The sequence below is a fragment of the Azohydromonas aeria genome (genome assembly GCF_009760915.1).
Classification (GTDB): Bacteria; Pseudomonadota; Gammaproteobacteria; order Burkholderiales; family Burkholderiaceae_C; genus Azohydromonas; species Azohydromonas aeria.
On record NZ_VIDQ01000012.1, the window covers coordinates 1 to 11898 of the forward strand.

General features: G+C 68.7%; 14 protein-coding genes and 1 pseudogene. 11 read left to right on the forward strand and 4 right to left on the reverse strand.

Annotated elements, in window-relative coordinates:
- The 10 genes from FJ694_RS09335 to FJ694_RS09380 form a co-directional block, all read left to right on the forward strand.
- On the forward strand, nucleotides 1-1243 hold a 1243-nt coding region (locus FJ694_RS09335; protein ID WP_198320778.1), incomplete at its 5' end, for a coiled-coil domain-containing protein.
- Nucleotides 1240-2124 carry a hypothetical protein gene (locus FJ694_RS09340; RefSeq protein WP_157266325.1) on the forward strand — a complete coding sequence of 295 codons (885 nt, stop codon included), beginning with the start codon at nucleotides 1240-1242 and terminating at the stop codon, nucleotides 2122-2124. The genes FJ694_RS09335 and FJ694_RS09340, both read left to right, overlap by 4 nt.
- A gap of 259 nt (nucleotides 2125-2383) precedes the next feature.
- Nucleotides 2384-3568 (forward strand): autotransporter outer membrane beta-barrel domain-containing protein, encoded by a 1185-nt coding sequence (locus tag FJ694_RS09345; RefSeq protein ID WP_157266328.1) that lies wholly within the window; start codon nucleotides 2384-2386, stop codon nucleotides 3566-3568.
- 17 nt (nucleotides 3569-3585) lie between these two features.
- Nucleotides 3586-3972 carry a tail fiber assembly protein gene (locus tag FJ694_RS09350; protein ID WP_198320779.1) on the forward strand — a complete coding sequence of 129 codons (387 nt, stop codon included), beginning with the start codon at nucleotides 3586-3588 and terminating at the stop codon, nucleotides 3970-3972.
- Between the two features lie 27 nt (nucleotides 3973-3999).
- Nucleotides 4000-4218, forward strand: a complete 219-nt coding sequence (locus FJ694_RS09355) for a hypothetical protein (protein WP_157266330.1) — start codon at nucleotides 4000-4002, stop codon at nucleotides 4216-4218.
- Between the two features lie 4 nt (nucleotides 4219-4222).
- Nucleotides 4223-4699 carry a hypothetical protein gene (locus FJ694_RS09360; RefSeq protein ID WP_157266332.1) on the forward strand — a complete coding sequence of 159 codons (477 nt, stop codon included), beginning with the start codon at nucleotides 4223-4225 and terminating at the stop codon, nucleotides 4697-4699.
- A complete protein-coding gene (locus tag FJ694_RS09365) occupies nucleotides 4696-4974 on the forward strand; it encodes a hypothetical protein (RefSeq protein WP_157266334.1) in 279 nt (92 codons plus the stop codon). Before FJ694_RS09360 ends, FJ694_RS09365 begins: the two co-directional genes overlap by 4 nt.
- 1 nt (nucleotide 4975) lies before the next feature.
- Nucleotides 4976-5266 (forward strand): hypothetical protein, encoded by a 291-nt coding sequence (locus FJ694_RS09370; RefSeq protein WP_157266336.1) that lies wholly within the window; start codon nucleotides 4976-4978, stop codon nucleotides 5264-5266.
- The gene (locus FJ694_RS09375; RefSeq protein ID WP_157266338.1) at nucleotides 5260-5727 is read left to right on the forward strand and encodes a hypothetical protein; all 468 of its coding nucleotides are present in this window, start codon (nucleotides 5260-5262) and stop codon (nucleotides 5725-5727) included. The genes FJ694_RS09370 and FJ694_RS09375 overlap by 7 nt, the downstream gene beginning before the upstream one ends.
- A gap of 2 nt (nucleotides 5728-5729) precedes the next feature.
- Nucleotides 5730-6278: a lysozyme gene (locus tag FJ694_RS09380; RefSeq protein WP_157266340.1), complete on the forward strand. Its 549-nt coding sequence runs from the start codon at nucleotides 5730-5732 to the stop codon at nucleotides 6276-6278.
- Nucleotides 6279-6284: 6 nt separating this feature from the next.
- Here FJ694_RS09380 and FJ694_RS09385 read toward each other — a convergent pair whose 3' ends face one another.
- Complete coding sequence (locus FJ694_RS09385; RefSeq protein ID WP_157266342.1) at nucleotides 6285-7601, reverse strand: TROVE domain-containing protein; 1317 nt, start codon at nucleotides 7599-7601, stop codon at nucleotides 6285-6287.
- 1035 nt (nucleotides 7602-8636) lie between these two features.
- On the opposite strand from FJ694_RS09385, the pseudogene FJ694_RS37915 reads away from it, so the two are divergent.
- Nucleotides 8637-8771: pseudogene (locus tag FJ694_RS37915) on the forward strand (FxDxF family PEP-CTERM protein); the annotation flags it as partial.
- Nucleotides 8772-8774: 3 nt separating this feature from the next.
- On the opposite strand, the gene FJ694_RS09395 reads toward FJ694_RS37915, so the two are convergent.
- From FJ694_RS09395 to FJ694_RS09405, 3 genes are read right to left on the reverse strand one after another with little or no spacing between them, the layout of a single operon-like run.
- The gene (locus FJ694_RS09395) at nucleotides 8775-9098 is read right to left on the reverse strand and encodes a hypothetical protein (protein WP_157266344.1); all 324 of its coding nucleotides are present in this window, start codon (nucleotides 9096-9098) and stop codon (nucleotides 8775-8777) included.
- A 57-nt stretch (nucleotides 9099-9155) separates the two neighbouring features.
- Nucleotides 9156-9842, reverse strand: coding sequence for a TraX family protein (locus FJ694_RS09400; RefSeq protein ID WP_157266346.1), 687 nt, complete (start codon nucleotides 9840-9842; stop codon nucleotides 9156-9158).
- Complete coding sequence (locus FJ694_RS09405; protein WP_157266348.1) at nucleotides 9842-11896, reverse strand: LPD7 domain-containing protein; 2055 nt, start codon at nucleotides 11894-11896, stop codon at nucleotides 9842-9844. Before FJ694_RS09405 ends, FJ694_RS09400 begins: the two co-directional genes overlap by 1 nt.
- Between the last annotated feature and the right edge of the window lie 2 nt (nucleotides 11897-11898).

Here is an 11898-nt window from a genome sequence, read left to right on the forward strand (position 1 = left end):
GCAGAACGCCTGGGAGCAGCAGGTTGAAGCGGTGCGCAACGAGCGTCTGGGCCTGGAGCAGCGGCTGCTGCAGGTGCAGGGCAACACGGCCGAACTGCGCCGCCGGGAGCTCGCGGCGCTGGACCCGACCAACCGCGCGCTGCTGCAGATGATCTTCACGCTGGAGGACGCGAAGCAGCGGGCCGAGGAGCGCGCCGGCATCGAGCAGGAACTGCTTCAACTGCAGGGCAACACGGCCGAATTGCGCCGCCGGGAGCTCGCGGCGCTGGACCCGGCCAACCGCGCACTCAAGCAGCTGGTCTTCAACCTCCAGGATGCGCAGGCCGTGGCCCAGGAGCGTGAGGGGCTGGAAGCGCGGCTGCTGCAGATCCAGGGCAACACCGCGGAGATCCGCCGGCGCGAGCTGGAGGCACTGGACCCCGCCAACCGCGCTATCCAGAAGATGATCTTCGCGCTGGAGGACGCCGCGGCCGTGGCCCAGGAGCGCGAGGGCCTGGAGCAGCGGCTGCTGCAGGTGCAGGGCAACACGGCCGAACTGCGCCGGCGCGAGCTCGCCGCCCTGAATCCGACGAACCGCGCGCTGCTGCAGAAAATCTTCGACCTGGAGGACGCGCAGAAGGCGGCCGAGGAGGCGAAGAGGCTGCGCGACGCCTGGAAATCCATCGGCGACACTATCTACCAGGAGATCCTGCGCATCCGCAACCTCGACGACGCCGGCGGCGGCAAGAGCTTTACCGAACTACAGGCCGAGTTCGCCATCGCCACGGCCAAGGCCAGGGCAGGGGATCAGGAGGCCGCCAAGAGCTTGCCGGACGCATCCAAGGCACTGCTCGAAGCCGCGTCGAAGATGGCCGGCTCCGCCGAGGAGTTGGCCGGCATCCGCGGCGCCACCGCAGGCAGCCTGGAGCAGACGATGAAGCTGCTCAAGGCGCTGGGTGTCGAGATTCCCGGCTTCGCCGCCGGCGGCAGCCACGCCGGTGGCCTGCGTGTGGTCGGCGAGGTCGGGCCGGAGCTCGAAGCCACGGGCGCCGCGCGCTACTTCAGCACCGAGGCGCTGCAGCGGCTCATGAGCGGCGGGGGCGCGCAGGAGGAGGTGCGGCTGCTGCGCACCGAGGTGCAGAAGCTGCGCGAGGACATGCGCGCCGGGCACGCCGCCATCGCCGGCAACACGGGCCGCATGGCCAGCCGCCTTGACGATGTCACGCCCGATGGTGACGCCATCAGCATCCGGGAGGCCGCTTGAACCTGATCGACCCCGTCGTCATCGACGACACCAGCTTCGTTTCGTCCAACGTCGCGGAGAACGACGCTGCGGCCTACAACCCGGCCACAACCTACGCCGCGGGTGCCACCGTGGTGTGGAAGCACAAGGTCTGGAGGTCGCTGCAGGACTCGAACGTCGGCCACGCGCCGGATGTGTCCTCCGCCTGGTGGAGCAGCACCGGCCCGACCAACCGCTGGGCGATGTTCGACCGCGCCGTGGGCACGCAAACCGTGGGCGGCACCGCCATCACGGTGTCGCTCATGCCGGGCGCCATCGACACGGTTGTGGCCATGGAAACCCAGGCGTCGAGCGTGCGCGTGCGCCTGGTGGCCGATGGGCAGACCCTCTTCGACAAGACGAAGTCCATGGAGGCCGGCGGGACGCCGATCACGGACTGGTACGCCTACTTCTTCGCCCCGGTCGGGCGCGCGAAGTCGGCCGTCATCACCGGCATCCCGCAGCGCAGCGACGGCACGCTCACGGTCACGATCGCGCATGAGTCCGAGGCGCGCTGCGGCGTGCTGGCCATGGGCCAGGCCTACCCGCTGGGCGAGGTGCTGGCCGAGCCGTCCTTGAGTTTCACGGACTACAGCCGCAAGGCGGTGAACCCCGACTTCGGCACCATCGACATCGTCGAGCGGGCCTGGAGTCGGCGCAACTCGCTGCAGATCAAGGTGCCCACGTCCAGCCTGTCGGACCTGATGGACAAGCTCGTGAGCGTGCGCGCCAAGCCCAGCATCTACCTGGCAGACCTGCCGCTGGACTGGCTGCGGATATACGGCCTGTGCAGGCGCGCGGATGCGGTTGTGAAGTACATCGACTTTTCCTACGTCTCGCTGGACCTCGAAGGGCTCATCTGAGCCCCTTCACCAGCCGCGCCACCGGCCGCCCTCGGGCGGCTTTTTCATGCCCGCCACTGGCGGGCCGTGAACCCAGGAGCCCGAATTGAGCGGCATCCAGCCCACCGGGACGCTTGCGCCCGGCACCGACATCGAGCCGGCGCCACCCGCGCCCGCGCCCGCTCCCTCTCCTTCGCCAACCCCTTCGCCGCCACCCCCGGCGCCAGCTCCGCCCCCGCGCGCACCCGTGCCGGCCGTTCCACCTGGACTGACAAAGATCATGGCCATCACCCCATTGCCGACCGCCCCGAGCCGGGATCGTCCCGCGACGTTCCGCCCCGAAGCGGACGCCTTCCTGGGGGCCTTCCCCGGACTCGTCACCGAGATCAACACCACCGGCGGCAACATGATGTCGCTGGAGGCCTCGACGTACAGCGCGATGCTGGCCGCGCAGCAGGCCGCGGCCAGCGCTGCGGCGTCGGTGAACTCCCCGAGCTACACCGGCACCAGCGTCAGCAGCCTGGCGCTGACCGCAGGCGCCAAGACCGTGGCCGTGCCGGCAGGGAAGAACTGGGCTGGCGGAATGACCCTGCAGCTGTGGAACAGCCCCACCAGCTTCATGAGCGGCGTCGTCACCAGCTACAGCGGCACCACGCTCACCATCACCATCAACAACGTCACCGGCACCGGCACGTTCGCGTCCTGGCAGATCAGCGTCTTGCCCAGCGTGGCAGGCCTGACCGATGACCTCGTCATTGCGGCGCTGGGCTACACGCCGCCGCGCGCGAACGGGACCGGCGCCACAGGCGTGTGGCCGATCTCGGTCAGCGGCAACGCCGCCACTGTGACGACGCTGACCGCGGCGCAGATCATCGCCGCACTCAACTTCACGCCGGTGTCCAGCACGGGCGCGAACGCCAGCGGCAACTGGAACATCAGTGTGCAGGGGTCGGCCGGATCTGTGGCCTGGTCAAACGTCGCCGGCAGGCCCAGCAACCTCAGCGACTTTGCCAACGGGCCCGGCTACATCACCACCAACGGCCGCGCCTATCCGCGGCGCAGCGACGGCGCCGCCGTGAACATCGTCTACAGCGGGCAGAGTGGGCAGCCCAACTACCTGCTCGGCACGAACGATGGGGTGACCTTCGCGGTGTGGGACCCCGACATCGTGGCGGTGAGGCGCGCAGCCACGGCAGGCGTCGCCGATAGCGCGAACGCGGTGGACTGGAGCCAGGTGGCGAACCGGCCGACGCGGGTGAGCCAGTTCACGAACGACAGCGGCTTCGTCACGACGGCCACGGCCAACGCGACGTATTTCAACGCGGTGGCCATCGTCAACGTCTACCAGGCGCCATCGGTGCCGCTCTACCACGAGCTCAGCGACGTGTCCTTCACGGACAACGGCGGGACGCTCACCGTGACGAAGAACTGGAAGTACGTGCCACCCGTGTTTGAGGGCACCTGAGCTTGAAGGAGAAGGCATTGAAGGAATTCATGCGGCTGCGCGCCGGCGTCGTGGTCGGCACCGCGCAGGCTCAACAACCGATGCCCGCGGTCGCGGGCGACGACGAGTGGCGGGAATGCACGCCGCAGCAGATCGAGCGCTGGCGCCAGGGCTGGCCCTACATCCCGAGTCCGGACGGTGACGGCGTCGTGGAGCAGGGCAAGCCGACGCAGACCCTGATCGAGGAAGTGATGGCGGAAGTCAATGGCCGCATCGCTGCCTCCGACTGGACGCAACTGGCCGACTCGCCACTGTCCGAGGAGGCACGTGGCGACTGGGCTGCGTACCGGCAACTGCTGCGCGAGGTGCCGCAGCAGGCCCTCTACCCGAGCGTGGTGGAGTGGCCCGAGCCGCCCACGTCATAGCGAAACCCTGACCTACAGAAAGCCGGCATGCCCAACAGAAACCACCCGCCGGCACCGCCGGCCGTTCCCGATCTGACCGATGACGAGAGGAAGGCCTTGCGAGAACTCCTGGAGCGCGACCGCCGCGTGACCTGGCTCTGGTCCACCGCGCGCACCTGGGCGGTATGGGTGGCCGCGGTCGTGGGCGGACTCACGATTGGCTGGGACTCGATCAAGAAGTTCATCCAGATCGCAGGGAAAGGCTGAGGTCGTGACTCAAGCAACCGACATCCTCTACCGTGGCCGCTGGTGGGCCACCGCCGTGCTCCTGCTCTGCCTGGTGCGGGTGGTGTTCTGGGCGCTCGATCGGGAGCCACCCTTCGAGCTTCGGGGTGCCAGCGTCGAACAGCCGGTGGAGCCCGGCGGGCCGGTGCGCATCACGCTCGACGTGCGGCGTGACCTATCGCGCAATTGCAGCCTCCTGATCGTGCGCTACCTCATCGACGGCGCCAGGTTCCGCTTCTACCTGCCAACGATTGAGCTCGACGCGAGCGCGCTGGAGCAGCTGGAGCGGCAGACGCCGGGCGAGAACCGCATCCTGCTGCAGATGCCGCCGGAGGCGACAGCAGGCAAGGGCGCCTTCGGCAACGTGCTGAGCTACGCCTGCAACCCCGTTCACTTCGTGTGGCCGCTGCGCGTGGCCTATGAAGTGCCTTTCGAGATCGCGCCCGCGGAGACCCAGCCATGAACGTCCCGACGATCCCGACCCGGCTGCGCTGGGACGGCAAGACCACCTTCATCCGCCATTCCGGCGTCGAGGTCGTGCTGCCGTTTCGGCCGCCCATCTTCGGCAAGGAGGTTGCGGAGATCGACTACGCGCCGACCATGGGGGCGATGCAGATCCGCGAGTCGGCCGATCGGTGGCGCGACATGACGGCCGCCGAGAACTCGCTGGCCCACGCCTGGCTGTCGCTGCTGTCCCAGGACGTGCTCGGCGCCGCGAACCGGCTGGTGGAGGCCTAGCGTGCTGCGCGAGGCTGTCCCCGCGACACCGCATGTCCGCTTCGATGGTGCCGTCTGCGCGATCCGGCACGAAGGTGTCGCGATCCAGATGCCGAATCGGCCTGCGGTGCTGCCGCGCATCGTGCTGGAGGTGGACTTCGCGCCGACGCAGGGCACGATGCAGCTGCGCGAGTGCGCGCAGAGGTGGCGCGACATGACCGCCGAGGAGGCCGCGCTGCTGCAGGTGTGGCTCGAAGGCGTCGTCGGCGCGGTGAAGGCGGCTGCGGGCCGCGAGGGGGGCTTGAGATGCTGACGACGCTGCTTTCGTTCCTGGGCGGCTCGTTCGTGCGGGCCATCTGGGGCGAGGTCTCCGCCTGGATCACGGCGCGCCAGGACCACCGCTTCGAGGTCGAGCGCATGAAGCTCCAAGCCGAGATGGACGCCGCGCAGCACGAGCGCGAGCAGGCCGCCATCCGGCTGCAGCACGAACTCGGCGTGCAGACCATCCGGGTGCAGGCCGACGCCGACCTAGCGCGGCTCGACGCGCAGGCCTTTGCGGGCGCCATGGAGATGACGGCGCGGCCTTCGGGCGTGCGCTGGGTCGATGCCTGGGCCGCGGCCGTGCGTCCCGCGCTGGCCACGCTGTGCCTGGCGCTGCTGGCGCTGCACTTTCACCGCAGCGGCTGGGTGCTGGATGACCGCGGCTGGGAGCTTGTCGGCGCCGTCCTGGGCGTTTACGTCGCGGACCGCACGCTGTTTCGCCGCGGGAAGTAGTCGTGAGCCGCTTCGACGCCGGACTGCTGGAACGCGCGCGCCGCGCTGTGGCCGCTTTCTCGGCCAAGCCGCAGGAGCCGGCCGCGCCGGCGCAGCCCGTCGATGACGACGAGGCAATCCTGGCCATCGTGATGCCGATGTGCGAGCACTTCGAGGGGTTCCGCTCGCATCCGTACCTGTGCAGCGCCGGCGTGCCCAGCATCGCCTTCGGCGCCACCTACTACCTCGACGGCCGCCGCGTCACGCTCAAGGACCCGCCGGTGTCCGTCGCGCACGGCCGCGCGCTGCTCCGCGCGCAGCTGCGGCGCGACTTCATCCCAAATGTTCGCCGGCTGTGTCCGGCGGCGCGCACGCCGCAGCGCATTGCGGCGCTGGCCGACTGGACGTTCAACCTTGGCGCCGGGCGGCTGCAGGCATCCACCATGCGCAAGCGCGTCAACGCCGAGGATTGGCCCGGCGCTCGCGCCGAGTGCCTGAAGTGGGACATGGCTGCGGGGCGCAGGCTGCGCGGGCTCGCGCGGCGCCGGCAGGCTGAAGCCGCGCTGCTGTAGGCGCCATCAGGCGCGCTGACGCTCCAGTTCGGCGATGTACTGCACCACCGCTTCAGAGAAGCCGTTGATGTGCGTCCAGTCGCCGTAGCCGACTCCGCGCTGATTGGTTGCCACGTTGATGATGTAGCCGCGCCCGATAGGCTTGCCGACGGCGTCGTGGCTTTGCTCGTCCGTGATGACGATGAGGCGGTCAGCCTGAAGCTGCGCACGCAGCTTCTCCAGCGCGCCGCCGAGGTAGGTGGCGCTGTGGCGCTGGGAGTGAATCACCGCGTCGATCAGTGCCATCCCGCTGCGGGCGGGCACCTCGACCAATCGCTCGGAGAAGGTGAACACGCGCGCATCCTCACAGACGCCGCGCACCAGCACAGCCAAGGCGGCGGCGGCATCCATGCGGTTGAGGTCCGACTTGGCCGACAGTGATGCGTCCATGGAGCCGGACACATCCACCAGCAGGACAGTCTTCCCAGGGATCTTCTCCAGACCCCCCAGTGCAATCTGCATGGCTGCGTCGATCTGCGGCTCCCAGGCCGGCACGGCGCGCGCCGCAGCCACGTAGCGGAAAGGCAGCGCCTTGGACTTAGCGGCACCCGACTGCAGCGCCTCGAACACCAGGGATGCGTCCACTTCCGCCTGCTGCATGTTGCGCAAATTCCGCAGCAGCGCCATGTAACCCAGCTTCTTCTCTCGCAGCAGCCGCTCGAAGGCATCCTTCTTGTCGGAGCCAGCAGAAAGCGCGACCTCCCAGGTGTCCGGCGCCGGCAGCGTGCCCTCGACCAGCTGCTTCCACACGGCAGCCTGAGCCTTGTCCTTGGGTGTGGCGTGAACCAGGAACAGGACATCGCGCAGCCGCACGGCATTGGCACGGTCGTACTTGGCCAGAGCGTAGGCGTCAAAACGTGTGAGCGCAGCCGCCAGCCCCTTTTTCACCTGCTTGGCCAGCGGCGCCTTGCCGTCCTTCCAGTAGAGCGACAGGAACTCGGCCGGCTCGTCCGCGCGCTGGATCACGTGCTGCAGGGTCCGAGCAATCAGCCCGTCCGGGCAGCGCTTCGCATCACGGGCGAGTTCGCGCACCAGCAGCAGCGGGGCGTGGCGCAGGCGCTGCTTGTCACGCGCCTCGATAGCGATCTCCGCCACCTCGTGTGGGTGGCACAGCGGCACCAGGCGCTTGATGCGATCGGCGACCGCCTCGCCGGATTCGTAAAACCCCGATTCCCAAAGCAGACAGGCCAGCACCGTGCGGCGCAACTCGTCAATGGGCTTGATCTGAGACGCCACCGCGCCTTCATGCGTGAAGGCCGGCTTCGGGGGGACGTTGATGCGCATGGTGTGATGCTCAAAAGAAAAGGCCGCGACAAGCGCGGCCTCGTTCGGAGCATTGCGGGGGAACAGGCGAAACCGGGTCTGTAAGCGCTCTAACCAACTGAGCTACCGGCGCCTTGCGGCGCCGGGCTGGACTCGAACCAGCGACCTCTCGCTTAGCAGGCGAAGGAACCGATCTCTACACCACCCAAACATTGCGGGAACAAGCGGCACCGGGCTTTCAAACCGATAGAAGTAACCGATGCCTTCACCACGCGAGCGCAATTCTATACGCGCCGACACCCATTCGGGCGGCCCTCACCCATTAGGGTGATACCTCAACAACCCGCCCCATTCCACCGTCGCACCTTCACCACCACCGGAGGCGTCGCGATGCGCTGGAAACGTCCCCTTCTTCCCCTGATCCTTGCCGCCTCAGCGGCCCCCGCTCTCGCCGTGCAAGTCGGCGCCGGCGTCCAACTCGGCGGCATCAGCTACCAGCTGCGCGATCTTGCGCCCGATGATGGCCAGCGGTCCTGGGCCGAGATGGTGTCCCGCTCGCTCGTCATGAACGCGCTGGCCTACAGCTACAGGCCGGACGGCCGCCAGGTGACCGTGGGCGGCCCCGTGTTCGGCGGCGCCGATGGCCCCCTGAGCACCACGATCCTTCGCGGCGCATCCTTCGCCAACGCCACCTCCTTCGCCGGCAACGAGACGCTGTGGCTGGCATCCAGCGGGACCGCGGCATCCGGCGCCGGCCGCTACGACGGCTTTTCGGTCACCAGCCGCTACACCGTGGCCTATCGGCTGGCGCCTCACACTGAAATGACCTGGACCGGCCAGGCCTCGGCGAACGCCTGGGCCGGCTTGGGTGATGTGACGCAGGCGGTCGCCCGCGTGGACTTCGGCGCGCCCGGGCGCACGCTCAGCGCGACCGGCTATTCCGACCCCTCGCTGGAGCAGCCGGTGGCCTTCAGTCTTGGCAACATGGACTTCGTGCTGCGCAACGACACCGACCGGGCGCAGCGCGTGGTGGCCACGTTCCGGACAATGGTCGCCGGGGGCAGCGCGCCTATGGCGTACAGCACAGCCGCGCATGTGGCGGCCGTGCCGGAGCCGGAGACCTACGCGATGCTGCTGGCCGGGCTAGGTGCGGTGGGGTTCGTGGCGCGGCGGCGCAAGACCGTCGCGTAGGGTTCAGAGTGCCCGGGCGATCCAGCCGAACAGGGAGATCGCCCCGACCGCCAAGGCGGCCAGCGTGCCGAAGATGGCAACGGTGGCCGTCGTAAACGAGTACCGGCCGTTCTGCGTGTCGCGCGCCAGCATGAAGCCGATGGGCGAGAACTTGAAGCTGCGCGGGCGCTCGCCGTCGGCCAGCGCCCAGTCCAGCTTCGACACTGCCCAGATGCCCAGCAGCAGCAGCGCCGGGCCGGCTAGGGTGTCGGTCTGCACAGCGATGGTCGCCCAGATGCCTGCGGGCCAGGCCAGTGCGTCGATGATGGCGAGGGTTCGGCGGCTCACGGGGTGTCTCCTTTACTGCTCAACGGTTCGAGCAGCAAATGGATTACTGGTGCGACCTCAACGCAATGCCCAAAGTGCAAAAAGGTGCAACGGATAGGCCGCGTAGAACGCCCAGCGCAGTCGTGGCACTGGCAGGTCAAGCCGAGACGCGAGCAGCACCAGCGGCGCCGCAGCAAGCGCCCACGCCGCATCCCACGGCTCGCGGTAGAACGCCGCCAGCAGCGCGAGGCACACGCCCCACGCCAGCGCCGCACCCCAGGATGGCCTGCGCCACCAGCACCAGGCCGCCACGGTCGCGCCCACCACCGGCCACCAAAACTCAACCAGCATGCCCCCGAGCACTGCAAGAACCGTTGCCATGACGATGCGCCTGCGCATCAGGAGCGCGATCACGGCCGTGCTCAGCGCCAGCGTGAACATAATGTTGAGCGGCCACCAGCGCCCCTGCATCGCCATGAAGGCGGGCGAGGCCAGCAGCCCGAAGACCAGCATGCGCCGGCAAGCGCGCCAAGCCGTTGCCTCGTCGGCGCGGGCGAGGTTGTGCGCCAGCACGATGCCGAACAGTGGCATCACCACGCGACCGGCGGCGAAGGCCCAGTGCACCTCGCCGTGGTGCAGGTACTTGTTCCAGTGGTCCACCAGCATGAGCGCAAGGCCCAGCCACTTCAGGGCTTCAGCGGACCCGTGGGATAGCGCCGGCACGCGCGCGGCGTTGCGCGTCAGGATGCGCACCGGCGCGGCCATCAGCGGCTCCTCTGCGGCGCGGCCACGTGCTGGGCCTGCTGTATGTGCACGGTATGTGCCCGCTGCGCCTGCGCGTCAAACACACGCACCTCGGGCACCTTGCCCTGCGCCGCCAACTTGTCCAACGTCTCGGCCCCCTGCTTCATGAGCGTCTGCATCTGCTCCTTGGGCACGTTCTGCGACTTCAGGTAGACCTCCAGGGCCCCCAGAGCCTGCTCGCGCGCCTTGGCGGCTTGCGGGTCCAGCGTGGCGGCTTCCCTGGCTGGCGCTGCTTGCTCGCGCGCGGCGCCCTGCTGCGGCGCCATGGGCTCGATGCGGTTGGTCTGCAGTGCGGCGTCGCGCTCGCGCATCTTGATGGCCAGCCGCTCGCGGTCCGCGCGCGTGGGCTCATAGCCCTGCGTCGGCAAGCCGCGCACCGACGCCTCCATCCAGGCCGCCGCCTTGAACGGCTCTGTTCCCTTGAGGTGCAGACCCTTCCAGCCCTTGGCTTCGGCCAGGTCCACCATGGCACGGGCGACCTCGGGCTCGTTGCGCGCAGTGGTCACTGCGGTGTCGCGATCCACAAAGGCCACCTGCGCCTGATCGTGGCGCGAGCGGTATTCACCGGCGTTGATCGTGAAGCGCTCGGCCAGCGACGCCATCAGTTCCTGGCGACGCCGCTCGGCGGGATCTACCGGCACTTCGGGCGGCGCGTAGGAGCCGATCTTGATGTCTGCATCGGGATGCGGCGCCTGCGTGCCGGCGGTTCGCTGTGCCTGGTCACGCGCCACGCCGTCGATGATCTTCTGCAGCCGCGGCGGCAGCTTGTACGGCTCTTGCGGCACGACACCCGCCTTCAGCAGCAACTCCTCGATGCTGTTGACCACCGGCTCCGGCTTGCTGGTCTGGGCGGCCGGCGCGGGCGTCTCCGGCGTCATGGCCTTCCACACGACGCTACTGGCGCTGGCAGTACCGAGCGAGTAGTTGATGTCTGCGGGCTTGAGCGTTTGCGCATTGCCGCCAATCGCTGGTCTGGGTGCCTGCGAGGCCTGCTGCTGTGGCGCCAAGGTAGCGGCTTTTGGCCCAGCCTCCGGTGTCGGCTGCTGCTGTACCGTCGCCTGCACCGGCGGCACCCCCATCCCCAGCGCATCGCCTCGCAGCGAGCCGTTGCGCCCGCGTGTGGCCTGCAGATGCTTTGCCGCCGTCTCGCCCACGTGCGCCGCCAACTCCTCCTTGGCCAGCGCCGGGTGCTTGGCCAGCACCTTGTCGCCACTCCCATAGGCGGTCACCTCGTAGCGCAGGCCCTGCTCGGTCTGCCGCTTTACGTAGGACATGCGCTCGACGGGCTGGCCGTCGATTTCCAGGCGGCGCTGCGGCACCGGCTGGTCCGGCGTCTTGGCGGTTGTCGCGGTCTTCTCCGGCGCCACCTCGCGCCGAACCTCGCTGGCGGGCACGTCCAGGTCTGTGCCGGAAAGCGAGCCCACGCGCCCCTGGAACTGCGCCAGCTTGGCGCCTACCGAGGGCCCCAGGATCTTTTCCAGATCCGCCTTGGCCACGTCCACGAAAGCAGCGATCACTTCATCCTCGCGGCCCGCACGGAGGGCCGTGAAATGCGCCCGGACACCGCTTGGCGTCGATTCCTTGCCGAAGTCGATTCGGCCGACTTCAATGCCGTTGATCTGCAGCCGCGCTTTGTCCTGATCCATGATTGTCTCCTTGGGTTGCTGCGGCCCGGCCGCGAGAAGGTCTTCCGTGTCGATCGCCTTGGCCGGCTGGCGCTGGCGCGCTTCCTCATAGCCGGACTTGAACTCCGGCGGCGCCTCCAGCATCACGTGCTCGAACTTGCCGGGCTTGTCTGGTGCCGGCGCCGTCATGGCAACCTGGGTCACATGCGGTGTCTCCAGCCGTTCGCCCTTGATGGTCTCGACCATCAATTCATGCCGCACGACGCGCGGCATGTCGGCGCGGTCGGCCGCGTAGAAGGCGGCGCCCGCCTGGTGGCCGTCAGCGTAGAAGCGCGGCTCTCGGCCCTTGGCCATGAGTTCGTAGTTGCCGGATTCAATGGTGGTGGACATGG

Bases quoted from the DNA above. Each gene is read 5' to 3' on its own strand.
- FJ694_RS09345 (WP_157266328.1), top strand. From the start codon at position 2,384: ATGGCCATCACCCCATTGCCGACCGCCCCGAGCCGGGATCGTCCCGCG.
- FJ694_RS09355 (WP_157266330.1), top strand. From the start codon at position 4,000: ATGCCCAACAGAAACCACCCGCCGGCACCGCCGGCCGTTCCCGATCTG.
- FJ694_RS09365 (WP_157266334.1), top strand. From the start codon at position 4,696: ATGAACGTCCCGACGATCCCGACCCGGCTGCGCTGGGACGGCAAGACC.
- FJ694_RS09375 (WP_157266338.1), top strand. From the start codon at position 5,260: ATGCTGACGACGCTGCTTTCGTTCCTGGGCGGCTCGTTCGTGCGGGCC.
- FJ694_RS09385 (WP_157266342.1), bottom strand. From the start codon at position 7,601: ATGCGCATCAACGTCCCCCCGAAGCCGGCCTTCACGCATGAAGGCGCG.
- FJ694_RS09400 (WP_157266346.1), bottom strand. From the start codon at position 9,842: ATGGCCGCGCCGGTGCGCATCCTGACGCGCAACGCCGCGCGCGTGCCG.
- FJ694_RS09405 (WP_157266348.1), bottom strand. From the start codon at position 11,896: ATGTCCACCACCATTGAATCCGGCAACTACGAACTCATGGCCAAGGGC.